25 protein-coding genes and 1 riboswitch are annotated in these 22,639 nt (G+C 41.0%); of the genes, 15 read left to right on the top strand and 10 right to left on the bottom strand.

All coding sequences use genetic code 11. The annotated features are described in order from the left end of the window. From Xets_RS22625 to Xets_RS14465, 6 genes are all read left to right on the top strand, one after another. Positions 1–225 (top strand): hypothetical protein (locus Xets_RS22625; protein ID WP_222941608.1); only part of this gene is annotated, 225 nt, incomplete at its 5' end. Between the two features lie 879 nt (positions 226–1,104). Next, a complete protein-coding gene (locus Xets_RS24760; RefSeq protein ID WP_255430658.1) occupies positions 1,105–1,500 on the top strand; it encodes a BrnA antitoxin family protein in 396 nt (131 codons plus the stop codon). Positions 1,501–1,684: 184 nt separating this feature from the next. Next, positions 1,685–3,061 (top strand): hexose-6-phosphate:phosphate antiporter, encoded by a 1,377-nt coding sequence (gene uhpT / locus Xets_RS14480; protein WP_099131333.1) that lies wholly within the window; start codon positions 1,685–1,687, stop codon positions 3,059–3,061. Positions 3,062–3,220: 159 nt separating this feature from the next. Continuing rightward, positions 3,221–3,829: a transcriptional regulator UhpA gene (gene uhpA / locus Xets_RS14475; RefSeq protein WP_099131470.1), complete on the top strand. Its 609-nt coding sequence runs from the start codon at positions 3,221–3,223 to the stop codon at positions 3,827–3,829. Then, complete coding sequence (uhpB, locus tag Xets_RS14470; RefSeq protein WP_187651973.1) at positions 3,829–5,367, top strand: signal transduction histidine-protein kinase/phosphatase UhpB; 1,539 nt, start codon at positions 3,829–3,831, stop codon at positions 5,365–5,367. The genes uhpA and uhpB overlap by 1 nt, the downstream gene beginning before the upstream one ends. 9 nt (positions 5,368–5,376) lie before the next feature. Beyond that, a complete protein-coding gene (locus tag Xets_RS14465) occupies positions 5,377–6,705 on the top strand; it encodes an MFS transporter (RefSeq protein ID WP_099131331.1) in 1,329 nt (442 codons plus the stop codon). An 18-nt stretch (positions 6,706–6,723) separates the two neighbouring features. Here the strand turns inward: Xets_RS14465 and Xets_RS14460 are convergent, their stop codons facing one another. Further along, on the bottom strand, positions 6,724–7,278 hold the full coding sequence (locus Xets_RS14460; protein WP_187651972.1) for a GNAT family N-acetyltransferase: 555 nt from the start codon (positions 7,276–7,278) through the stop codon (positions 6,724–6,726). Positions 7,279–7,477: 199 nt separating this feature from the next. Between Xets_RS14460 and rlmA the strand changes: the two genes are divergently transcribed. Beyond that, positions 7,478–8,293, top strand: coding sequence for a 23S rRNA (guanine(745)-N(1))-methyltransferase (gene rlmA, locus Xets_RS14455; RefSeq protein WP_099131329.1), 816 nt, complete (start codon positions 7,478–7,480; stop codon positions 8,291–8,293). A gap of 136 nt (positions 8,294–8,429) precedes the next feature. Here rlmA and mntP read toward each other — a convergent pair whose 3' ends face one another. From mntP to pabB, 8 genes are all read right to left on the bottom strand, one after another. Next, positions 8,430–9,014, bottom strand: coding sequence for a manganese efflux pump MntP (mntP, locus tag Xets_RS14450; RefSeq protein ID WP_143707513.1), 585 nt, complete (start codon positions 9,012–9,014; stop codon positions 8,430–8,432). Between the two features lie 147 nt (positions 9,015–9,161). Then, positions 9,162–9,286: riboswitch (yybP-ykoY riboswitch) on the bottom strand. 151 nt (positions 9,287–9,437) lie between these two features. After that, positions 9,438–9,896 carry a DUF986 family protein gene (locus tag Xets_RS14445; protein ID WP_187651971.1) on the bottom strand — a complete coding sequence of 153 codons (459 nt, stop codon included), beginning with the start codon at positions 9,894–9,896 and terminating at the stop codon, positions 9,438–9,440. 101 nt (positions 9,897–9,997) lie between these two features. Further along, positions 9,998–10,846, bottom strand: coding sequence for a PTS mannose transporter subunit IID (locus Xets_RS14440; protein ID WP_187651970.1), 849 nt, complete (start codon positions 10,844–10,846; stop codon positions 9,998–10,000). A 13-nt stretch (positions 10,847–10,859) separates the two neighbouring features. Beyond that, a complete protein-coding gene (locus Xets_RS14435; protein ID WP_099131325.1) occupies positions 10,860–11,660 on the bottom strand; it encodes a PTS mannose/fructose/sorbose transporter subunit IIC in 801 nt (266 codons plus the stop codon). 83 nt (positions 11,661–11,743) lie between these two features. Then, positions 11,744–12,712, bottom strand: a complete 969-nt coding sequence (manX, locus tag Xets_RS14430) for a PTS mannose transporter subunit IIAB (RefSeq protein WP_187651969.1) — start codon at positions 12,710–12,712, stop codon at positions 11,744–11,746. Positions 12,713–13,222: 510 nt separating this feature from the next. Continuing rightward, a complete protein-coding gene (locus tag Xets_RS14425) occupies positions 13,223–14,587 on the bottom strand; it encodes an L-serine ammonia-lyase (RefSeq protein WP_099131323.1) in 1,365 nt (454 codons plus the stop codon). A gap of 167 nt (positions 14,588–14,754) precedes the next feature. Continuing rightward, positions 14,755–15,324, bottom strand: coding sequence for a CoA pyrophosphatase (locus Xets_RS14420; protein WP_099131322.1), 570 nt, complete (start codon positions 15,322–15,324; stop codon positions 14,755–14,757). Next, entirely contained in the window at positions 15,321–16,691 is a 1,371-nt protein-coding gene (pabB, locus tag Xets_RS14415; RefSeq protein ID WP_187651968.1) for an aminodeoxychorismate synthase component 1, read from the bottom strand. The genes Xets_RS14420 and pabB overlap by 4 nt, the downstream gene beginning before the upstream one ends. 149 nt (positions 16,692–16,840) lie before the next feature. On the opposite strand from pabB, the gene Xets_RS14410 reads away from it, so the two are divergent. The 3 genes from Xets_RS14410 (at position 16,841) to pip (ending at position 18,534) form a co-directional block, all read left to right on the top strand. Then, positions 16,841–17,023, top strand: coding sequence for a YoaH family protein (locus Xets_RS14410; protein WP_099131320.1), 183 nt, complete (start codon positions 16,841–16,843; stop codon positions 17,021–17,023). Between the two features lie 101 nt (positions 17,024–17,124). Beyond that, positions 17,125–17,496, top strand: a complete 372-nt coding sequence (gene yebF, locus Xets_RS14405; RefSeq protein ID WP_187651967.1) for a protein YebF — start codon at positions 17,125–17,127, stop codon at positions 17,494–17,496. 84 nt (positions 17,497–17,580) lie between these two features. Further along, entirely contained in the window at positions 17,581–18,534 is a 954-nt protein-coding gene (pip, locus tag Xets_RS14400) for a prolyl aminopeptidase (RefSeq protein WP_099131318.1), read from the top strand. Between the two features lie 65 nt (positions 18,535–18,599). Here the strand turns inward: pip and Xets_RS14395 are convergent, their stop codons facing one another. Further along, entirely contained in the window at positions 18,600–18,830 is a 231-nt protein-coding gene (locus Xets_RS14395) for a DNA polymerase III subunit theta (RefSeq protein ID WP_099131317.1), read from the bottom strand. 336 nt (positions 18,831–19,166) lie between these two features. On the opposite strand from Xets_RS14395, the gene ftnA reads away from it, so the two are divergent. The 5 genes from ftnA (at position 19,167) to Xets_RS14370 (ending at position 22,567) form a co-directional block, all read left to right on the top strand. After that, positions 19,167–19,673 carry a non-heme ferritin gene (ftnA, locus tag Xets_RS14390; RefSeq protein WP_099131316.1) on the top strand — a complete coding sequence of 169 codons (507 nt, stop codon included), beginning with the start codon at positions 19,167–19,169 and terminating at the stop codon, positions 19,671–19,673. Between the two features lie 236 nt (positions 19,674–19,909). Continuing rightward, on the top strand, positions 19,910–20,296 hold the full coding sequence (gene copC, locus Xets_RS14385; RefSeq protein WP_099131315.1) for a copper homeostasis periplasmic binding protein CopC: 387 nt from the start codon (positions 19,910–19,912) through the stop codon (positions 20,294–20,296). Further along, positions 20,296–21,219, top strand: coding sequence for a copper homeostasis membrane protein CopD (copD, locus tag Xets_RS14380; RefSeq protein WP_187651966.1), 924 nt, complete (start codon positions 20,296–20,298; stop codon positions 21,217–21,219). Before copC ends, copD begins: the two co-directional genes overlap by 1 nt. 85 nt (positions 21,220–21,304) lie before the next feature. Beyond that, positions 21,305–21,655 carry a YebY family protein gene (locus tag Xets_RS14375; RefSeq protein WP_099131313.1) on the top strand — a complete coding sequence of 117 codons (351 nt, stop codon included), beginning with the start codon at positions 21,305–21,307 and terminating at the stop codon, positions 21,653–21,655. Between the two features lie 414 nt (positions 21,656–22,069). Next, entirely contained in the window at positions 22,070–22,567 is a 498-nt protein-coding gene (locus tag Xets_RS14370) for a GAF domain-containing protein (RefSeq protein ID WP_187651965.1), read from the top strand. The last annotated feature ends 72 nt before the right edge of the window (positions 22,568–22,639 follow it).

The raw sequence follows: 22,639 nt of genomic DNA, 5'->3' as shown, positions 1-22,639 counted from the left end.
GTTGATTCGTGCAGTAAAAACGGGTATCTGGCTGTTGAATGTGCTGAAATTAAACAAATTATTAGTTCAATAAATGAGCAAAATGAGGATTTGGAGGGGTATTGGGTAGTTTTGAGTGAAATTCACCCAAACTCCGGAAAATTCGGTGTGGAATTTGGGGCAGAGGGTGGTGGGATTGTGATAGGGCTGACAATTTTTGGTATAAATGAATTATCTCAGAAATAAATTTTAGGTCATGAACGCACTTCTTTCTGTTGACGGTATTTTTGACGGTATTAATTAGGTTTTTTGTTTTTATATTGAATTAAATCAATTAGTTAACTCAATTATAAACAATTGAGTGGGAATGATTTAGAGCCTCACCAAATCATGATGATTTTCTAATTAATGCCCTGATTTCAGGGCTTTTTTGCTTCCATATCTCACCAAATCAGCATGCAATTTTTGACGGTATTGTAAAATACTTTATAGTATCATGCTCAAAATACCATCAGAGTTTTTCTTGAAATTGAACGCTATCAAATCAACAAAAATGGTGCCGTTATGACGCTAGGGGCGACTATTACGACAATAGCTTCACTAATTGGTTTGATAGCGACATTCCAGAAGTGTAATAAAAATGATAGGTCACTTAACTGGCTGCTTTTGAGCCACGGACGGCTAAAACTGATTTTGTACATACAAAAATTATAAGTTAGCAATTTACTTTATCTATCAATCATACAGAAATTACTGAGGTTTTATGAGTGGGTTTGAGTTGTTTTGAGTTTTGATCTGTTTCGTAGATTATTCTGTATATACTCCAGTGTTTTTCTAATCGGGTTGGGTGTTTTCTTGAGGACACAAGAGAAGACAATAGAACCGACCCGCCAACTAAGTGGTTTATATCTGAAACTGATTACGGTGTTAAATTAAAGATGGTCTTTATTTATTATCCTGAAAAAGGAGTAGCCATAAGAACAGCCTATGCACCTAACGAAGATGAATTGAGAATTTACGGAAAATAGGGTCTAGGAACAGAGAAATGAGCAAACAAACCTGATAGCTTCCACTGATGAAGTATGGGATAACGGTGAGCTTGGTCGCAGTGAAGCTCACGTCAAAGTGTCTGATGATATAACAGATGATCTGATTAATGAGGCATTGGATTTGCAACCGATTTCAATCAGGTTGAATAAGTCTCTGATTGAAGACCTGAAAATGATAGCTGACCTTAATGGCTTGGGCTATCAGCCGTTAATCAGGCAAGTTTTAAATCGTTTTGCCAATAGTGAGAAAAAACGGATACTGACAGAAGTTCACAACAAAGCGATGAAAAGCGAAAAAAGAAAATCAGCGCCACAAGGCGGCCTGACTAAAGCAATAACTAATCTAACCCGCCCACTTCACCGCGCGGGTTTCTCTTTTATAGGTACTTATATGGATATATTGAGCAAAGAGTGTGATTTCTTTCACGCTTTATGCTCGAATAGGATAAAACTAGGAAATATTCCTAGCTAAACTAGGACCATAGCTCAAGCCAATCTTCCTTTAGTTTTCTAAACTGACCCGATAATAACTATATCTGCGAAACTATATTTACGAAAACTATAACTACGAAAATTTTTGCTTTCTTGCGATTTGTCTTTTTTATTTTCACCTGCTTCAAAAAGGCTCTTTTTTTGTAGTTATCTAAGGATTTCAAATGCTTAAGATTCTAGAACAAATTCGTAAGCCAACACTGGATCTTCCAGTGGAAGTACGCCGTAAAATGTGGTTCAAACCCTTTATGCAGTCGTATTTGGTGGTTTTTATTGGCTATATGGCTATGTATTTGGTGCGTAAGAACTTTAACATAGCCCAAAACGATATGATCTCGACTTATGGTTTGTCGATGACGCAGCTTGGGTTGATAGGATTAGGTTTTTCTATTACTTATGGTATTGGTAAAACCGTTGTTGCTTATTATGCCGATGGCAAAAATACCAAACAATTTCTGCCATTTATGCTGATCCTATCTGGCATCGCCATGTTAGGGTTTAGTATGAGTATGGGAAATTCCGGCATCAGCATTTTCCTGATGGTGGCATTTTATGCGTTGAGTGGTTTTTTCCAAAGTATCGGTGGGCCTGCCAGCTATTCCACTATTACGAAATGGACTCCCCGTAACAAGCGTGGAACCTATCTGGGTTTGTGGAATATGTCACATAATGTAGGTGGTGCCGCTGCGGCTGGGATTGCACTCTTTGGTGCCAATTATTTCTTTGATGGTCATGTAATAGGGATGTTTATTTTCCCTTCTATTATCGCCCTGATCATTGGTTTCATTGGATTGCGTTATGGTAGCGATTCTCCAGAAAGTTATGGTTTGGGTAAGGTAGAAGAGTTATTTGATGAACCTGTCAGCGAAGAAGATATCGCGGCAGAAAAAAACCAAATGACCAAACGTGAGATCTTTGTTGAATATGTATTAAAAAACAAAGTCATTTGGCTGCTTTGTTTTGCCAATATCTTCCTTTACATCGTGCGTATTGGTATTGACCAATGGTCAACAGTGTATGCTTATCAGGAATTGGGACAATCAAAAGAAACCGCCATCACTGGTTTTACCATGTTCGAAATAGGGGCGCTGGTAGGCACATTAATGTGGGGGTATTTGTCAGATTTGGCGAATGGCCGTCGTGCCCTGGTTGCCTGTGTCTCGTTAGGGTTGATTATTGTCTGCCTTGAATTCTATCAACATGCAACCAGTGAATACATGTATTTGGGCTCTCTGTTTGTGCTTGGTTTTCTGGTATTTGGTCCACAGTTGTTGATTGGTGTAGCTGCTGTTGGGTTTGTACCGAAAAAAGCGATCAGTGTGGCTGATGGTGTTAAAGGAACATTTGCTTATTTAATCGGTGACAGCTTTGCCAAGCTCGGTTTGGGGATGATTGCTGATGGCGTGCCTGTCTTTGGTTTAACGGGTTGGAAAGGGACATTTGTTGCCCTGGATACCTCAGCATTTGTATGCCTTACCCTGCTTGCTTTCGTGGCTATTGCGGAAGAGAGAAAGATTCGAAAAGCGAAGAAAGCACATTAAGCTATAGTAAAAACTTACTGATGCTGCTGTATATCCGCAGTAGCATTTTTTCATCACTTTGTGCCCTGATATCCCCTATTTTCTATCTATGACGTACTATTGCGAAGCAATATTAATAAGGGTAGTTTAGTCCGATACTTAATTCGATAATAAATGATAATGATTAAAGTAGCATTAGTTGATGATCATGTTGTTGTACGTTCAGGATTCGCTCAGTTGCTGAATTTAGAGTCTGATGTTGAAGTCGTGGGGGAGTTCAGTTCATGTGCTGAAGCCAGACAAGGATTACCGGGATCGGGGGCAACGGTTTGTATTCTTGATATTTCAATGAAAGATGAAAGCGGGCTTTCACTACTGAAAGATCTTCCCTCAGGCATTACCTGTATTATGCTGAGTGTTCATGACTCTGCCACAATGGTGGAGAATGCCTTGAAAGCCGGTGCGCGTGGTTATCTCAGTAAACGTTGCAGCCCGGATGAACTGATTCAAGCGGTGCGGACTACAGCCAATAATGGTTGTTATCTTACACCGGATATTGTACTTAATTTAACGTCATCAAAGAGCAATCCGTCTTCATTGGAATACCTGACTAGACGAGAGCGACAAGTTGGAGAGATGTTGGCTAGTGGTATGGATGTTAAAGCCATCGCGGCTGAATTAGGATTAAGCCATAAAACCGTACATGTCCATCGAGCCAATGCGATGAGTAAATTAGGGGTAACGAATAACGTTGGTTTGGCGAATTATTTTGCCACTAGTGATCTTTAATGCGTCAATATCTGATTAATTCATTTTGCGGCTGGTTACTGTTTTCTTGTTGGTGGTTCTGCTTATGGGTCATCGCCTACTATTTTGTCAATGACTCTGAACTGGCTATTCTATTTTTTCCTTTTGCTTTGCGCCTCGGCATTACTCTTCATACACCCAAGCGTTATTGGACGACTATTTACGGCGCAGAATGGGGGCTTACCATCTGTTTGACGCTCTTAATGGGGCAGCTACAATGGCTGACGGTATTAACTGCCAGCATGGCCAGTTTTCCTCTTGTTTGGTTTGCCAGTCGCTACTATTGTGGCAGTCAATGGCAGCGGTTTGCAGTTATGGTGGCTATCATTCTGACAACATCCATGATTAATGTGGCGGCGATCAGTAATCATAATTCTGCTTTGAGTATTGCATTTTTGGTGAGTTTAACCGGTGGTGTCATGTTAGTTCCTTTGTGCTATTTAGTATGGCATTACCTGTTCCAAAATATTTGGTTTCCCCTGACTGCTAATCTTGTATCGCATCGTATTCAGTTTCATCTGAAACACATTATTCTTTATAGTTCATTGTTTATAATGAATATTTTTCTTCAAGTTGGTTTGCCGAATGAGTTGCGTTATTTTGCTCCATTTTGTCTGGCCATTCCTATTATCTTGCTGGCTTTTCGCTACGGCTGGCAAGGCGCTGTGGTTGGCACTTTGCTAAACAGTATTGCTTTGATTGCCGCACGCAATGGTGTCTCGAATAATAGTGTTTCGAATATAGAGATAACGGATCTTTTGTTATCATTGTTGGCTCAAACGTTAACGGGGATCATGCTGGGGATGGCGGTGCAGCGTCAGCGTGACCTTAATGCACAGTTAAAGCGCCAGCTTCATTGTAATCACAGCTTGTCCCGTCAATTGGTGAAAGCAGAAGAGTCGGTAAGGCGGGAAATTGCACGTGAATTGCATGATGAAATTGGTCAGAATATTACCGCCATTCGTACGCAGGCCAATATTATCCAGCGGATAGAAGTAGCACCGATTAGCGCTAATTGCGCTAAAACTATCGAATCGTTATCCCTCAATGTCTATGATACAACTAAAGGCTTACTTAGCCGGCTGCGGCCTAAAATTCTTGATGATCTCGGTTTGAAAGAGGCTATTGAACAATTATTGCGGGATATGGAATTTGAGTCCCATGGCATATTGGTAGAAGTTTATTGGGAAACGGATTCAGCTGTGGCAATTGAGCAGCTAAGTGACACAACTCAAATTACATTATATCGTCTTTGTCAGGAAGCGCTGAATAATGCCATGAAATATTCTCAAGCGGATCGTATTGGATTGCATTTTTCCATCAACGGGATGATCCATTTATTGATCAGAGATAATGGTATTGGTTGTAAATCTGAGGATCATATGAAAGGGTTTGGCTTACGTGGTATGCGGGAACGTGTGCAGGCCCTGGGTGGGACGTTCTTAATTCATAGTGAAAAACGACAAGGTGATTCGACACCTTCGGGGACGGATTTGTCTATCATCTTGCCTAAACTTTAAGATACGGTCATGACAGCTTCTTCTCAATCCAGGCAGGTACATGACGAGCCGCTATCTGCTGAAGAGATCCGGCAACAGTATCGCTACTGGCGCTTGCATATTATGCTGAGTCTCTATGTGGGATATGCGCTGTTTTACTTTACCCGTAAAAGTTTCAATTATGCGATGCCTGCCATGATAACCGATCTCGGCCTTGATAAAGGGGAAATTGGCCTAATTGGAACTCTGTTTTATATCACTTATGGTTGTTCCAAGTTTCTTTCCGGTATTATTTCTGATCGCTCCAACCCGCGTTATTTCATGGGAATCGGGTTAATTGCCACAGGGATCATCAATATCTTTTTTGGTTTGTCCAGCTCGATTGTGATGTTTACCTTTTTGTGGATATTGAATGCGTGGTTTCAGGGCTGGGGTTCACCGCCTTGTGCCAAATTGCTCACCAGTTGGTATTCTCGCTCAGAGCGTGGTTTTTGGTGGTCTCTATGGAATACATCACACCATATAGGCAGTGCATTGGTTGCGTTGTTTGTCAGTTTCTTAACATTAAATTTTAGCTGGCGAGAAGGATTTATTGTGCCGGGCTGTCTAGGTATTTTGGCTGGGATATTTTTATGTTGGCGATTACGTGACAAGCCTGCCACAATGGGATTACCGACCATTGGTCAATTTCGTAATGATCATTTAGAAAAGGTACAGGAAAATCAAGGGCAAGGGCTAACCACCAAAGAAATACTGAAAACCTATGTTTTTTGCAATAAATATATTTGGTTGCTTTCACTGAGTTACGTTTTGGTCTATCTCGTCCGTACGGTTATTAACGATTGGGGAAATCTGTATCTGACAGAATATCATCATTATGATTTAGTCAGTGCGAACGCAGTATTATCACTTTTTGAAGTGGGTGGTTTTATAGGCTCGCTGGTGGCAGGCTGGGGATCGGATAGAGTGTTTGGTGGTAATCGCGGGCCGATGAACTTGATATTTGCGATGGGTATTTTCTTATCGGTGGCTGCCTTATGGTTGATGCCTATGACTGGTGTGATTTTTCAATCCATTGGTTTTTTCACGATTGGATTTTTTGTTTTTGGTCCACAATTATTGATTGGTATGGCTGCCGCAGAATGTTCCCATAAGGATTCGGCGGGGGCGGCGACGGGGTTTGTCGGTCTCTTCGCTTATACTGGTGCTGCACTTGCTGGTTATCCTTTTGCCATTATTTTAAAACATTATCATTGGAAGGGGTTATTTATTACCATTTCTGTCTGTGCGGTAATGATAGGTTTATTATTACTGCCATTCCTGCAAGCCCAGTTTCCCAGGCAGAAAATGCAGGATTAATAAATGGGTTAAAATTTATTAAGAAAGCACATGCCGATTACACCATTCTTCCCTAGTTATTTCCCAGAACTCACAATCATATTTTCCTGAAACATACTCTTTTTCTTCCACTTTTATCAGCCTTTCTCCTTGTGCTATTGAGATTTTTTTCGAACCGTAGTTAATACTGGCTTTTTGTGTTCTAAGAACGGATTTCCCCAGTACGTGAAACCAATAATCAGTCACTTTTTCACAGGCTTCACGCATCAATCCTTGGCCTTGATGCTCTAAGGAAAGCCAAAATCCTCGGTTATTATCTTGCCTATCATGTAACCCGATCATCCCGATGAGTTCATCGGGATGTTTTTTTACCCGAATAGACCATAACCAGCCTTTTCCTGATTGTATGGCGGGAAAAGCCACGTTTTTGACAAAATATTCTGCGCCATCGTCAGGATATGGCCAGGGAACTGCGCTGCTATCTAAGTATTTGACGACATGCCAATGAGGAAATTTTTGCTGAATTTGAATAGCGTCGTCATAAGCGAGTTTTTTTAATAGAAGCCGTTTGGTCTCTAGATTATCGTATGGCATGTTACCCTCACTTCGTGATAAAAATGTTAATTAATGGTAAAAAAATAAATATTATGTCGGAAATAGTCAATCCAATTTCTTTAATTTAGTAACATAATTGAGTGTCGGGCTTAAATTTCAAAAAGAGAGGGTTAAAAAACGTATGTATCAAAAATATGGTATAGTATGTCCCTGATTTTTCCCTATCCATCGGAATGTTATGTCTTATCAATGTCCTTTATGTCACTCACCATTACTGTTTGCTAACTACCAATGGCGTTGCGAAAACAATCACCAGTTTGATTGTGCAAAAGAAGGGTACGTCAATTTACTGCCCGTTCAGCATAAACGCTCAAAAGAGCCAGGGGATAGTGTGGAGATGATGCAAGCGAGAAGGGCATTTTTGCACTCAGGTCATTATCAAGCCCTGCAACAAAAAACAGTTGAGTTGCTTGGTGAATATTTACCAGAAAGCGCTGAAATTTTGCTGGATATTGGTTGTGGTGAAGGTTATTACACAGCGGCGGTTCAGGAACAGCTCAATCTTCAGCGGAAATTGGTAGTGTATGGATTGGATGTGGCGAAAGTCGCAATTCGTTATGGTGCCAGGCGTTATCCCGATGTTAATTTCTGCGTAGCATCTAGCCATCGGCTGCCATTTGCGGACAGTTCATTGGAGGGTATTTTACGGATCTATGCTCCTTGCAAGGCAACAGAATTGGCTCGAGTGGTGAAAATAGGTGGTATCGTCCTGACGGTAACGCCAGGGCCTCGTCACTTGTATCAATTGAAAGAGCTTATTTATCAGGAAGTGCATTTACATCCTGAAAATCAGGAACAATGGGAAGAATTTGAATTAATTTCAACCGAAACGCTGGCCTATACAATGTCATTAAAGGGTGAACAAGCACATAATTTATTGCAGATGACCCCTTTTGCCTGGCGGGCATCAGAAGAAATTAAAACGCATTTGATATCGAGAGAACAGTTTAATTGTGAAGCAGATTTCACGTTAAAAATATATCGACGTATTTGATAATCAAAAGACGGCTGTCATCTTATTAAGCCGGAGTAGCACGATGGTAAGAGAACACATCTCCGGAATATAGCGCTATGTATCCGGAGTAAGTGCAGTTAATAAAGTTACAACATGGAAAACGATAATAATAGCCTTATTCCGCATACCAAAATAATTTAAGATGCTCGAATAATATATTGAAGCCAATGGCAATTAAGACCAATCCCCCAACCAACTCGGCTCTTTTACCCAATAGCGGACCAATATAACGACCAATTAACATGCCTAATGTGGCCATAATCATAGTCATAAGGCCAATTGTCATGGCAGTGTGAAGAATATCAACTTGTAGGAAGGCAAGACCGACACCAATTGCCATAGCATCCAGACTGGTTGCAATTGCAGTGAGAACCAATGCCACTGAACTATGGCGTTGAGGAGTAGCTTGATAAGAAGTTTCAGGTTCACGTTTGAAGCTATCAATTATCATGCGGCAGCCAAGGATCAAGAGCAAGAAAAAGGCAATCCAATGATCCCATTCCATAATATATTGGCTGGCATACAGGCCCAATGACCAACCGATTAAAGGCGTACAGGCTTCAACCAAGCCAAAGATGATACCTGTGCGGATGGCTTCGCGAAAATGAGGTCGGTGGAGGGCGGCTCCTTTTCCTACGGCAGCGGCAAAAGCATCCATGGAAAGGGCAAGCGCGAGAATAAGTGTTGCATAGAGATTCATTAAAATAGCCTCGGTTGGGTGATTCCATACACACACAACACACCCCCAACCAACGGCGCTGTTATGTGTCTATGGTCTTGCCAACCGATTTATCCCCGTATCTTTCAAGCTGCCACTTTGTTAATTGTCACTTGAAATATAACGGGGACATAAAAACCTGGATGTTATTAGGTTCTTTAGGTATTCGTACCACGTTTTATTTTAAACGAGTATGTTGATACGAATTTTCCAGAGATTTTCTGGAACAGGCTACTCCCCAATGACTATGACGGACAATATCATATTAAGAATAAAAGGCAAAAAATATTTTGCCATATTTTAAATATGAAAATGATAATGCTTATCGTTATCTGTCTCTATTTAGGAGGGAAATAAGACCAATGTGAATTATTGATCTTATTTAGTCGAATCCGCCAAGAGAAATCATCTGTTGTTAACAAGAAAGTGATAAATTTTTTCTAAGTCATCCAGCTTTGTTACGGATAGATATATTTTGTTTTGCCCTAAATCCATCATGAGAATGCCGTCTTCAGATAAATTCATTGCGCTAATGCTTTCATAAGAAAAAAAACGGTTAGCATAATAAAAGCCTTGTTTTTTGAATATTAGTTTTGGTGAGCGAATATAACCAAGATATAATGTCACCAAGATGATAAATATTAATAAATAGGTCGTAAACTGACTGCCATGTGATATGACATTATTGTAAATAATAATGGCAATCAAAATGATAAATATCAGCGCATCAATTCGCTGTTTTCTTTTGAGTTTGATATTTAACAGCGTTTTTCCTTTGAGCTGATTGATAATAAATTCATCATAAATCGCAAAAGCGAGCATTAATACAATTAAAACTATTAGAACAATATCATTCAAACTCATTTTTAATCCCTATTTTTATAGTGCATGGGAAATTATTGTCTTGACAAAGAAAGGGGAGGTAAAACCTCCCCGAATATTCAAGTCATGCAGGAATATCAGATCTAGCCAAGGAAACCAAAACGGAAACCGACGATCCCCAGCACGAAAAAGCCGATGATAATCCATAACGGATTGACTTTCTTCCGCAGTAGCCACATACAGCCAAATGTTAACAACAATGGCATTAGCCCAGGCATTAACTGGTCAAGGATGGTTTGAACTGTAGTCACTTTCATCTCACCCGTGATTGGATCAGGAACTTCAGAAACCACTAGCGGAATATTCACTTTGGTCCATTTGTTGACGAGTGCACCCATGACAAACAAGCCGAGAATTGATGCTCCTTCCGTCATTTTCTGCAAGAACCCCCCCCCCATATCTTTAACGATATCCAATCCTTTTTTGTAGCCATAAGCCACACCCAAGTAACGGGTAAGTAATCGCACTAAATTAAACAGGAGGAAAAACAGAATAGGGCCTAGCAGACTGCCACTCATGGCAATACCTGCACCCAGAGCAGCGAATACCGGACGAACAGTTCCCCAGAAAATAGGATCACCTACACCCGCTAAAGGACCCATCAAACCCACTTTGATACCGTTGATAGCCCCGTCATCAATGTCAGCCCCATTGGCCCGTTGCTCTTCCATTGCCATGGTGACACCAAGAATAGGCGCTGCAACATAAGGATGGGTATTAAAAAATTCCATATGTCGTTTGAGAGCTTGCTTCCTTTCTTCGGTATTCTCTGGGTACAGACGACGAATGGCTGGTATCATTGAGAAGCAGAAACCGAGTGCCTGCATACGCTCAAAGTTCCACGATCCTTGAAAGAGGTTAGAACGGAGGAATACACCACGAATATCGCTTTGTGTCAGCTTTTTCTGACCCATATTTGTTGCCTCTGACATGTTGTTTATCCTCTTAATCTAATTCGTTATCAAGGTCGTTTGGGGTATTACCAGCATGGGTGGCTGCCTGTGATTGATTATATTTTGGGCTAAGCTGGATATATAGGATTGCCATGACAATACCAATCACACCTAATGCGACAAGGTTGAAGTTAGTGAAGGCCGCAGTTACGAAACCAAGGTAGAAGAATGGCATCAGATAACCTGCGCGCATCATGTTAATCACCATTGCATAACCGACAACCACGATCATACCACCGGCGATATTCAGGCCGCTGGTAACCACTTGTGGAATGGAATTCAACATATGCTGAACTTCAGAAGTTCCTACTGATACAGCAACAATCAGGGCAGGGATGGCGATTCGCATAGCCTGGAGCAGCAAAGCTGAAACGTGAATGACGCTAATTGCGCGAAGATTGCCGTTTTCTGCTGCTTTGTCGGCTGCGTGTTGGAAACCAACAGTCAAGGTACGGACAATGATAGTCAGAACCTGGCCCGCTGCTGCCAGTGGAATAGCCAGTGCGATACCGGCACCGACATCTTGCCCACCTGCGATAACCAGAATGGTTGAAATGATAGAAGCCAATGCTGCATCGGGGGCGACTGCTGCACCGATATTCATCCAGCCAAGGGCAATCATTTCCAGTGTACCGCCGATGATAATGCCGGTTTTTATATCGCCAAGCACTAAACCGACTAATGTACAAGCAACTAATGGTCGGTGAAATTGAAATTCATCAAGAATTGAATCCATACCTGCGATACAGGCAACGATGAATATCAACACAAATTGAACAACGGTAATTTCCATTGTTTTTCTCCTGTAACCAAATGTAATTTGGTAAGAATTTTGTTATTGAGTAATGGTTAATAAAATGACATTTGTTTTTATGGTTAAACTTTTTTCAGCAGATCCATCATGTTCAAACGGGTATCACTAGCAACTTTACGAGCTTCAAGTTCTATGCCACGAGAGTTCAGTTTTTCAAAGGCTTCAATGTCAGTCTTATCAACGGAAATCGCGTTGTTGATCTGGGTTTTTCCTTGACGGAAAGCCATGCCACCGATGTTTATGGATTCGATAGCGACGCCACCTTCGACAATGCGCAGAACATCTGTTGGATTGGTGAATAGTAGCATGACACGTTCACCGGCATATTTGGGGTTGTTATAAACCCGAACGCACTTGGCAACGTCTATAACATGAGCGCTAACACCGGGAGGTGCAACTTGTTTCAACAAGGTGGAGCGAACAGTATCCAGGGCAACTTCATCACTGACGACAATGATACGCTTGACGTTAGTTTCCTTAGTCCAACGGGTAGCAACTTGGCCGTGGATAAGGCGATCATCAATGCGTGCGAGGGCAATCTTCATATGGCCGCCCACAGAGGTTGATGAAGCGGAAATGACTGAAACAGGTGCAGCGGGTTTCACGGGTTCAGGTTTGGCAGGCTCTTCATCTTGTTTTGCTTTAAGGGCTCGGATCCCTTCTTTGCCGGTTTCCAATGCAACAGCAACCAGCTCTTCCATCGTTGGATCATCGTCACGACACATGAAAGCTTCAACCAGCATCGGAACATTGACACCAGTAACGATTTCATAGTTGTCTTTATCAATCACAATGCGGTTTGCGGCATTGAATGGACTGCCACCCCAGGTATCGACGAAAAACAGTACGCCTTGTTCTGTATCAAGCGATTCCAGCTTTTGGTTGTATTTCTCGAATAACGTATCAGCATTTTCACCGGGCACAAAGTCGATATAAGAAACATTTTCCTGTTCCCCAATCAACATCTCTGTGGTTCGAAGCAGCTGTTCCGCCGCGGCCCCGTGTGTGCCAATCATAATGGCTATACTCACTTGTTTTCCCCTTTCTATAACAATTGAACTCAGACTACTGCAAGCTCATACTCAATATTTCTAATGTATTTAACTTCCTATCAATCAATAGGATAGTCGTGAACATAAAACTGTTATGGTTTTATATTTTGTTACATAAGTAAATATATAGTTAGAATATCATTTGCAGCCTTCAAGAAAATTGCTATCAGTCAGAAAAATTAAGACAGACTATTTTGACAGGTTAAAACAATATTTTATTCTGTTAAATAATAAAATTTTATTTTAAAATTCTAATAATTTCTTATAACTTGGTGTTTGTTTTTGTTTCCGGTAACATTTTCTTAATTTTCTTATAAAAAAATTGTGATGTTTTTACCGTAAAATGGAAAATAATGTACTTTAGTAACTCGTTTCAGCCAAAAAAATATCCCTACCAGATGGAAGGGATATTATTTCAGCTAAAATCCAAATGTAGAAAAAATAGGCAATAATACTGCTCATTGCATAATAAATGGGCAGTATTTTATATTAGTCACATTGAACTTTTATCGCCAAACCACCGCGTGAAGTTTCACGGTATTTCGCGTTCATATCTTTGCCCGTTTCATACATGGTCTCAATAACTTTATCGAGAGAAACACGTGGTTCACTGGTACGGCGAAGTGCCATACGGGAAGCATTGATCGCTTTAACTGATGCAATGGCATTACGTTCAATACAAGGAACTTGCACCTGGCCTGCAACAGGGTCACAAGTCAAGCCGAGGTTATGTTCCATGCCAATTTCTGCTGCGATACAAACCTGCTCAGGGCTTGCGCCGAGTAATTCTGCAAGACCGGCTGCCGCCATAGAACAAGCAACTCCAACTTCGCCCTGGCAGCCAACTTCCGCACCAGAAATAGAGGCATTCATCTTATATAAGATACCAATTGCACCCGCGGCTAGGAAATAGCGCGTGTATAGTTCCGCTGTCACAGGTTCAATGCAATGGTTGTAATAGGCCAAAACAGCAGGGACAATACCACACGCGCCATTGGTTGGGGCCGTAACAACACGGCCACCAGCCGCATTTTCTTCATTGACGGCCAATGCAAACATATTGATTAAATCGACAACATTCATTGGGTCATTAGACAATTTGTTTGATGATGTCAGCATACGGTGCAGTGCGGCGGCACGACGAGGAACACGCAATGGGCCTGGTAAAACCCCTTCTGTGTTCAGGCCACGCTCAATACAAGCTTGCATGGTTGCCCAGACATCTGCGAAATACTCAGCAATTTCTTCTTTGCTGTGTAGATCCAATTCATTTTTCATCATCAGGCCAGAAACAGACAAACCTGTTTTATTACAGTTCATCAGTAGTTCAGCCGCAGAGCTGTAAGGATAAGAAACAGGTTTGGAATCTTGGGATGGCTTGCCAAAATGTTCTTCATCAACAATAAAACCACCACCGATGGAGTAGTAGGTTTTGCTGTAAACTTTTTCGTCACCGGCGAACGCATGAATTTGCATGCCGTTTTCGTGCAGTGATAAGTTATCGCTACGGAAGTTCATACCGCCATCGCGAGGAAAATCGACTTCGTGTAAACCATTTGCCAGCGGCAAACGTTCAGTTTGCTCAACATCACGAATAAAACCTGGAATTGAATCAATATCAACAGTTGCCGGCATATTACCTGCCAGACCCATGATGATAGCGATATCCGTATGGTGACCTTTCCCGGTTAATGAAAGTGAGCCGTATACATCAACAGCTACACGCGTGATAGAGGACATTACCCCCTGGTTTACAAGATCATCGACAAATTGTTTGCCTGCTTTCATAGGACCAACAGTATGAGAGCTGGATGGGCCAATACCCACCTTAAACATGTCGAAAACGCTAATCACGCCAGACTCCTTTAAAGAAGAGAGATATAGTTATTTATATAAAGCGCGCTACTTTACTGTTATTTGGTAGTGTTGATAAAGGAGTTTACAGTTTTTTTTTAATTATAATAGCAATTGATATGATTATGGATAAGTAATGCACAGTTTTGTGGCGTTTTGTGTCCAATTTAGGGCGTTTTTTGCACTTGCTGTGCTAAACGATAAATAATGGCTGCGGTTAATCCCCAAATCATATGCTCTTGGTGCCAATAAAAATAGACTCGGCGCTGTTGATTGTGGCGTTTTATATCCAGATACCGATAATGGGGAAGGGAAAGTGCATCAAACAGCGGGATTTCAAAAATGCTCGCTACTTCTGCTGGGTTGGTTCGAAAAGAGATTGGTTCGGAAATAAGCCCAATTACCGGAGTGACACGATAACCTCCAATGCTATCCAAGGGGGCTAATTGCCCCAGTATTTGTACCTTATCTTGCGGTAGACTGACTTCTTCTTCTGCCTCACGCAAGGCAGTGGCAATAAGGGAAGCGTCTTCAGGATCTGCCGCTCCGCCCGGAAAAGCAATTTGCCCGGCGTGGGAGCGGAGGCTTGCGGAACGTTGGGTGAATAACAGCGTTGGCTCTGGCTTACATATAATCGGTAATAATACCGCAGCATTCCGTTGGTTGCTGGCTAAATGTACTGGTCGTGCAGGAAGCTGCAATTGAAACCGATGAATGAAGTCAGAGAGCGATGTCATGGTATAGATAGTTCCCCTAATTGAGGTAAGATCCGTCCGAGTTTATCAAATGTTTCCTGATATTCTTTTTCAGCAATACTATCTGCGACGATACCACCCCCTGCCCAACAGTAAATTTTTCCTTTTTCTGTCAGTAAGGTACGAATAGTAATATTGCTGTCCATTGTACCGCAGAAACTAATATAGCCAACAGCACCACAATATCCATGTCTGCGATGTGGTTCCAACTCTTCAATGATTTCCATGGCTCGGATTTTAGGAGCACCCGTGATTGAGCCGCCGGGAAAACAGGCACGCAGTAAATCTGTGGCATGATATGTGTCGGGCAAGGTTGCTGTGATGGTGCTGACCAGATGGTGTACGGCCGGAAAAGGCTCAACAACAAATAATTCAGGTACTTTGACCGAGCCTGGAGTGGCAACTCGCCCAATGTCATTTCTCAACAAGTCAACAATCATCAGGTTTTCCGCACGATCTTTGCGTGAGTTTGCTAATTTCTCTGCTTGCAATTGATCCTCTGTGGGGTTTTGTAATCGGGGCAGCGTTCCTTTTATTGGGCGTGTCTGAATGTGATGATCTTTCAAAAGAATAAAACGTTCAGGTGAAACGCTGATAACACAGTGTTCAGGCAAGCGAATAAAGGCAGAAAAGGGAGCTTGATTACTTTCATTGAGCTGGATAAATGCCTGCCATTCATCTCCCTCATAATTAGCATGGAACCGTTGTGATAAATTGACTTGATAGCAATCCCCTTCTCGTAGGTAGCAATGGATTTGAGCAATTTTTTCGTGGTATTGCTGTGCTGTCATATTGGATTGCCACGGACTTGTCAGGGAAAAACCTTCTTTCCTGTTTTCTCGTAGAGACTCTAACCATGTCAGCCGTTCGTCAATATTGTGGTAGCTCAGTAACGTCGCTTTCTTTAGCTGATGATCAATAATTAATCCCCAATCGTAGATACCTATAGCCATATCAGGAAAGTTCAGTTCATTGGTGGCTAATTCAGGTAACTTTTCAATACGTCGTCCGAGATCGTATCCCCATATACCTAATGCTCCTCCTTGAAAAGGCAGGTCCGGATCAAATTGAGCATCAATACCCCAGGGGTGAAGATGGTCTTTTAATAGCTGGAAGGGATCTTCCTGAGAAAGAGAAACCTTACCATGACAATTAATTTCGGTAGATGCTCTTTGGGTGACAAGGGTTGTCACAGGTTCGGCGACAATAATATCAAATCGATTATGCGGATGTTCGGCGGTTCCAGAATGTAACAGCATGGCCCAAGGTAATGCAGAAAGGGGGGCGAAATAGTGAATGGCGAGATCAGGAGAATACGGTAATTGTCGTTTTTGTAATGCAATTTTCATGACGGCATCAATATTGGTGTTTAGCAATCCATAAGGAATAACATATTAATCCACGGAGATTATCACACAATCTCGCTCCTGACTTGAGATAAAACAGGCTATAATCGCCGTTTGCCATTAATTGTTATGTTTTGTTTGAGGTTATAACGATGTTTTCAGGTATGCCAGCATTATCCCATGAAGAGCAGCAAGCAGCCGTAGAAAGGATCCATCAGCTTATTTCCGAAGGAATGGGCAGCGGAGAAGCCATTGCTATTGTTGCTCAGGAATTACGCGAAAAGCACCAGAACCATGAGCAGATCCATGTTTTATTTGAAGACGGTGAAAACTAGTCGCAACGCATTTTTAACAAAACTCACATAATTACTTTCTACTACATGTTAATTTATCGCAACTTTTAATCCATACTCTTTGGGTGGTAATAGGAGGTAATATGAAGGCAAGTCAATTTATTCGTCGTATTAGTTTATTGAGTGCAGGTGTTTTGTTTTCTGTTTCGTTTACTGCAACCGCTGCTGATAATGAGCGTGTGGCGAAGTTTATTTCTTGTAAAAATTTAACCAAAGATCAAGTAGCGGCACAGGTTAAGCAAGATTTTTTACAAAATCGTATTAATCACTGGGATGAAGACAGAAAGCAATTAGGTACTGTAAAACCGATTGCGTGGGTAAATGTCAATGATATTACTGGTGATAAGGACGCATTGCAGGTTCCTCTGATCGTCCGAGGTACGAAAAAAGATAAAAGTTACAACGTCATAATTGATTGCCAAAAAGAGACTATTAGTTATAGTGAAGTAAAGTAAATAACTTGTCACACCATCTTTTCTTTAAATATGTACGGGATACTGGGAAAGTATCCCGTTTTGTTTAAACAGTGAGAGGGCTTTATGACGGAACAACGAAAACTCTATCCCGCTTATGATGCGTATCAAACAGGGTATCTGGATACGGGAGATGGACACCAGGTTTATTGGGAATTGTGCGGTAACCCGAAAGGTAAGCCCGCAGTATTCATACATGGTGGTCCTGGTGGTGGGATAGCAAACTATCATCGTCAGTTATTCGATCCCGAACGCTATCATATTATGTTATTTGATCAGCGTGGCTGTGGGCGTTCTAAGCCCTATGCTAGTCTGGAAAATAATACAACATGGCATTTGATAGAGGATCTTGAACGGCTGCGTAATCTTATGGGTGTTGAGAAGTGGCTGGTTTTTGGTGGCTCATGGGGATCAACACTGTCTTTGGCCTATGCTGAAAAACACCCGAATAGTGTGTCAGAATTAGTGCTAAGAGGGATTTTCTTGCTTCGTCCACAAGAGTTGCATTGGTATTATCAAGAAGGCGCTTCTCGTTTTTTCCCGGAAAAATGGGAGCGTACATTATCTATCCTGTCGGAGGAAGAGCGTAAAGATGTAATTGCTGCCTATAACAAACGGCTGACCAATGAAGATTTGCAAGTACAGTTGGAAGCTGCACGCTTATGGAGTCTCTGGGAAGGAGAAACGGTAACATTACTGCCTTCTACAAGTTCAGCTTCTTTTGCAGAAGATAATTTTGCCTTGGCGTTTGCACGTATTGAAAACCATTACTTTATCAATAATGGTTTTATGGATGAAACCGAGCAATTACTGGATCATATTGATGTGATCAGACATATCCCTGCTGTGATTATCCATGGTCGCTATGATATGGCATGTCAGATACAAAATGCGTGGGATTTGGCAAAAGCGTGGCCGGAAGCTGAATTGCACATTGTGGAAGGTGCTGGCCATTCTTTTGATGAAGCCGATATTTTACACCAACTCATCAAGGCAACTGACAAATTTGTTGGAAAATAGATTTACTGGAAATAGTTAAGATAACCACCACGTTGCGGGTGGTTATCTTTTCTCATATCATTCCTTCAGCGACTTTTAGGCTCATAAGGCAGGCGTGACAGTAATTTTGATTGCTGGCGGTAATGCTGTAAGCGTTGTTGGAAATATTCCCGCAGATGTGCTGGTTGTGATTGTTCAACAGTGTCAGGAATGACAGGCATGTTATAACGTTCTTTAAAAGCAACACCGGATGCGGCTAAATCAACATTGACCTTATTCATTTCATCTTTAGATAATTTGGCTAAGTTATGTTCCATTTTGGCCTCTCTGAAAACTCATTTTTAATTTCTCTAAAAGAAAATTAATAGACTCTTTTTTGTTTAGCAAGTTGTTTAAAAAAGGGTAAAAATACATCTAATAAACATAAATAATATCAATTCTCATTTTTATTAAAAATGTTTTTTTGAATAAAAATTTAATTAAACAAAACTGATTCTTATTTTCTCATATTTAATGAGATTTATTCTTGTTTATTTGTTGTGAATAAAACCTTATTTATCAAATTCTTATATATTTTTATTTTGTTTTTTGTATTGTGTGGTTTTAATTGGCATAATACGCCAAGTTTAATGAATTATTAGGAGAGTTGGCCGATGTTAAAACAAGAAATGATCAAAAAATTAAATGAGCAATTAAACCTGGAATTTTATTCTGCGAATTTATACCTGCAAATGAGTGCATGGTGCAGTGATAAAGGATATGAAGGCGCTGCAGCGTTTTTAAAGACTCATTCACAGGAAGAGATGCAACATATGCAACGTTTGTTTGATTATTTAGGTGACACTGGTTCAATGCCTGTATTGGGCGCTATTCAGGCCCCGCCTGTAGAATTCAAGTCTATCTCTGATGTATTTAATCAGACTTATGAGCATGAAAAATTGATCACAGAAGAGATTAATAAACTTGCCCATGTAGCGATGACGACACAAGACTATTCCACTTTTAATTTCTTGCAGTGGTATGTTGCTGAACAGCATGAAGAAGAGAAACTGTTCAAATCCATTCTGGACAAACTGGAGATGGTGGGCGAAAGTGGAAAAGCTCTGTTCCTGTTGGATAAAGAACTTAAGGGATTGTCTATGGTACCGGCACACGCCTGATATAGCCTTCGTCTTTCAATTTGATCGGTTTTTCCATCGTAACTCCCGTTTCTTTGCGTGTTTTTTCATGCATGGTGAAACCGGGGTTACGGTTCTCCTTCTTTTATCCCCATTTTTGCGTAGTGTCTCACAGGTCAGGACATTACTCGTCAATTACCGCAGATTAAACAGATTTTTTGGTATAGAATCTCCCTTCAAGTATAAAGAATTCATCTACATATTAAAGGGTTATCTATATGTTTATTCTTAACATCCGTTCATTCTGGACCAAATTATCTACTCTTGTGGTTCTGTTTGTCGGCATGTCTTGTCAGCAGGCTTTGGCCCATGCACATTTGAAAGATCAGACTCCCGCAGAAAATACAACGGTTGAAGCTGCCCCACAAACTATCACCTTGAACTTCTCAGAACGTATTGAACTTGGATTCAGTAAGGTAAAATTGATTGGCCCAGAAAGAGCCGTAGTGAAAACAGGTAAGTTGGAACTCGATCCTGAAACCAAAACCAAGTTAATCCTGCCAGTTGAAGGCAAACTTACTGCGGGAAAATACAGTGTTGATTGGAGTGTACTCTCTGTCGATGGTCATAAAACAAAAGGCGTTTATAGCTTTACCGTAAGATAATGATCTCTCTAGAGGCGCTATACATATTCTGCCGTTTCTCTCATTTTGTGGTCGTCATATTGATGTTCGGCCTTAGCTTATTCACCGTAATGCTTGTTTCTGGGCATTTCTCGATCCTAATGAGAGAACGGTTAAAAGTTGGAATCTTAATCAGCACTGTGCTGGCTTTGATAACCTCAATCATCTGGTTTATTGTACAGGCTGGATTAATGGGGGATGGCTGGCACGATGTTTATGCTCTGGATATCTGGCTGGCTGTCTTGGGAACCTCTTTTGGGCAAGTATGGAGATGGCAGTTATTGATAGCTGTACTTGCTGTTGGTGGACTGTTCCTTTCCAATATTAAAGTCAGAAATTTCCTGTTGTTAGGTTGCTCGATTATTTTACTCTCAAACCATGCTTTCATTGGACATGCAGCTATGTATGAAGGAAGCATAGGGCTATTACTTCAAGCCAATCAGGTTATCCATTTACTCAGTGCAGGTTACTGGTTTGGTGGATTGTGGCCATTCTTAGTGTGTCTGCAATTCTTGCGATTACGGCCGTCAGCAGAAACAAACTTATCGCCGAATGCGACTAACCTATATGCAGATAGCGTAATAGTCATGAGAAAATTCTCTCTTTATGGGCATTTTGCCGTGTTTCTGGTGATTGTGACAGGAATTGTGAGTAGTGTGATTCTCATTCCAGATTGGCCCATTTTCAGTCGAGCTCTGTCTGAATACCAATCCATGCTATGGTTAAAAATAGTTTTGGTTATTGGAATGGTTCTTTTGGCTTTGATTAACCGCTATATTTTAGTTCCTAAGTTAAAACAGAAAAGGTGCTATCAGCAATTGATGATCAATAGCTGGCTGGAAATTATTCTGGGTACAACCGCATTGCTATGCGTAGCGATTTTTGCAACGCAACCTCCTGCGTGATTCTTGAATGATTGGTGCAAATCTGGGTACATAAACAGGAAAATTAACGATAAAATCACGGTATGTCTCTATCAGGGGAAAAATAATGAAACGACTATTTTGGGCTCTGCCTCTTTTGCTTCTCTCTTTTCAGGGAGTGGCTGCACCAATAAAAACCATTAGCAAGCTACAGTTTGGCAAACAGTGGGCATTTACTCGCGAAGAGGTTATGCTTGATTGTCGAGCAAATGGCGCGTTGTTTGTGATAAATCCCAGCACATTGATGCAGTATCCGTTGAATGATCGAGCAACACAACTTATGCAAGCCAATAAAGTGATTGCATCATCATTAGAGACAATCCTTTTAAATGATCCCGATCATCCCAATCAAAAAATGAGCGTTGAGCCATTCCAGAAAGCGGCATTGGCTTTATGTGACCATCTATCCAACCGGTAATGGTTAAAATTTGGTAAATCATTGTATGTCAACTACGCTTTAAGTCGTAAGTTGTTCTACGTCTCAATGGCAACTTTTAGCGCAAGGCTCTTTGATAGAGCTATTTTTCCCTAGGCCGAGTAGAGGAGTGAACTCGGCCTTTTTTTTGCTTGTGCTTAAAGTAACAAGACACGATCCTGGGTGCAAGTCACGCTAGTTTTTAAATAAGCTGTGATATCTCCCTAAATTTTACAAGTGAATACTGGTAAAAATAATTAAAGAAAATTTAAATTCAGGAAGAGAGACGGTATTCTGAAAGAAAATTTAAATCATAGTGGCAGATTATGCTTAGAAATAGTCTGTTAAATATGGTAAAAATTTTATGTAAAATCATTGTTTTTATTTTGTTAAATATTGTCTATTGCGTAGGAGCTTATGGATAAGAATGAATTTTATCAAGAGCTAGCAGATAGTCTGATGGCACTGCTATCAGGGGAGTACGATCTTATCGCTTCTCTTGCTAACACAAGCGCATTGTTATACGAACGTTTGGATACTGTTAATTGGGTTGGCTTTTATTTAGTTGATGATGATACCCTAGTTTTAGGGCCATTTCAGGGTAAGATCGCTTGCGTTCGTATTCCTGTAGGAAAAGGTGTATGCGGAACGGCTGTTGCAAATAAGAGTATACAGCGTATTTCTGATGTGCATGCTTTCCCCGGTCATATAGCCTGCGATGCCACCAGTAATGCTGAAATTGTACTTCCTTTAGAAATCAATGGGCAAGTTATTGGCGTTTTGGATATTGATAGCACAGTTTTTGATCGGTTTGACGAGAATGATGAAAATGGCTTGAAAGCGCTAGTTATCAGGCTTTGTAGTCATTTGGAACAATGTGTTGTGTCAAAATATCTACAACAGAACGTAACTTAACATACGTATAACGTGGCATTTATCAGCAACGCTATTATAATGTCGCCTGTTCATGCCTGCGCTGGTTGGCAA

The organism is Xenorhabdus sp. TS4 (genome assembly GCF_014467265.1).
GTDB classification, from domain to species: domain Bacteria; phylum Pseudomonadota; class Gammaproteobacteria; order Enterobacterales; family Enterobacteriaceae; genus Xenorhabdus; species Xenorhabdus ehlersii.
This window is presented reverse-complemented; position numbering and strand designations above follow the sequence as displayed.

What these genes read in the sequence shown, in the direction of transcription:
- uhpT (WP_099131333.1), top strand. Translation starts at nt 1,685, where the DNA reads ATGCTTAAGATTCTAGAACAAATTCGTAAGCCAACACTGGATCTTCCA.
- uhpA (WP_099131470.1), top strand. Translation starts at nt 3,221, where the DNA reads ATGATTAAAGTAGCATTAGTTGATGATCATGTTGTTGTACGTTCAGGA.
- uhpB (WP_187651973.1), top strand. Translation starts at nt 3,829, where the DNA reads ATGCGTCAATATCTGATTAATTCATTTTGCGGCTGGTTACTGTTTTCT.
- Xets_RS14465 (WP_099131331.1), top strand. Translation starts at nt 5,377, where the DNA reads ATGACAGCTTCTTCTCAATCCAGGCAGGTACATGACGAGCCGCTATCT.
- Xets_RS14460 (WP_187651972.1), bottom strand. Translation starts at nt 7,278, where the DNA reads ATGCCATACGATAATCTAGAGACCAAACGGCTTCTATTAAAAAAACTC.
- rlmA (WP_099131329.1), top strand. Translation starts at nt 7,478, where the DNA reads ATGTCTTATCAATGTCCTTTATGTCACTCACCATTACTGTTTGCTAAC.
- mntP (WP_143707513.1), bottom strand. Translation starts at nt 9,014, where the DNA reads ATGAATCTCTATGCAACACTTATTCTCGCGCTTGCCCTTTCCATGGAT.
- Xets_RS14445 (WP_187651971.1), bottom strand. Translation starts at nt 9,896, where the DNA reads ATGAGTTTGAATGATATTGTTCTAATAGTTTTAATTGTATTAATGCTC.
- Xets_RS14440 (WP_187651970.1), bottom strand. Translation starts at nt 10,846, where the DNA reads ATGTCAGAGGCAACAAATATGGGTCAGAAAAAGCTGACACAAAGCGAT.
- Xets_RS14435 (WP_099131325.1), bottom strand. Translation starts at nt 11,660, where the DNA reads ATGGAAATTACCGTTGTTCAATTTGTGTTGATATTCATCGTTGCCTGT.
- Xets_RS14420 (WP_099131322.1), bottom strand. Translation starts at nt 15,324, where the DNA reads ATGACATCGCTCTCTGACTTCATTCATCGGTTTCAATTGCAGCTTCCT.
- pabB (WP_187651968.1), bottom strand. Translation starts at nt 16,691, where the DNA reads ATGAAAATTGCATTACAAAAACGACAATTACCGTATTCTCCTGATCTC.
- Xets_RS14410 (WP_099131320.1), top strand. Translation starts at nt 16,841, where the DNA reads ATGTTTTCAGGTATGCCAGCATTATCCCATGAAGAGCAGCAAGCAGCC.
- yebF (WP_187651967.1), top strand. Translation starts at nt 17,125, where the DNA reads ATGAAGGCAAGTCAATTTATTCGTCGTATTAGTTTATTGAGTGCAGGT.
- pip (WP_099131318.1), top strand. Translation starts at nt 17,581, where the DNA reads ATGACGGAACAACGAAAACTCTATCCCGCTTATGATGCGTATCAAACA.
- Xets_RS14395 (WP_099131317.1), bottom strand. Translation starts at nt 18,830, where the DNA reads ATGGAACATAACTTAGCCAAATTATCTAAAGATGAAATGAATAAGGTC.
- ftnA (WP_099131316.1), top strand. Translation starts at nt 19,167, where the DNA reads ATGTTAAAACAAGAAATGATCAAAAAATTAAATGAGCAATTAAACCTG.
- copC (WP_099131315.1), top strand. Translation starts at nt 19,910, where the DNA reads ATGTTTATTCTTAACATCCGTTCATTCTGGACCAAATTATCTACTCTT.
- copD (WP_187651966.1), top strand. Translation starts at nt 20,296, where the DNA reads ATGATCTCTCTAGAGGCGCTATACATATTCTGCCGTTTCTCTCATTTT.
- Xets_RS14375 (WP_099131313.1), top strand. Translation starts at nt 21,305, where the DNA reads ATGAAACGACTATTTTGGGCTCTGCCTCTTTTGCTTCTCTCTTTTCAG.
- Xets_RS14370 (WP_187651965.1), top strand. Translation starts at nt 22,070, where the DNA reads ATGGATAAGAATGAATTTTATCAAGAGCTAGCAGATAGTCTGATGGCA.